This window comes from Sedimentibacter sp. B4, assembly GCF_000309315.1.
GTDB classification, from domain to species: domain Bacteria; phylum Bacillota; class Clostridia; order Tissierellales; family Sedimentibacteraceae; genus Sedimentibacter; species Sedimentibacter saalensis.
In genome coordinates this window covers 1-221 of record NZ_CANG01000859.1, presented here as the reverse complement: position 1 = coordinate 221, position 221 = coordinate 1, and the positions used below count along the sequence as shown (strand labels likewise).

Genomic DNA, 221 nt, shown 5'->3' with positions numbered 1-221 from the left:
CGACTTCACGGAGCTGACCACCGACGAGGCCGCGGAGCTGTCCGCCTTCACCGCCCAGGCCATGACCGTGCTCCGGGCGGTGTCCCACCCGGCGGGCTTCAACCTGGGCCTGAACCAGGGCGAGGTCGCCGGTGCGGGGATCGCCGCCCCACCTGCACCAGCACGTGGTGCCGCGCTGGATGGGCGACGCCAATTTCCTCCCCGTGGTGGCGCAGACGAAA

The 221-nt window shown here is 71.5% G+C and carries 1 pseudogene; it reads left to right on the top strand.

Annotated elements, in window-relative coordinates:
* A pseudogene (locus BN358_RS27915) lies at positions 1-221 on the top strand (HIT domain-containing protein); the annotation flags it as partial.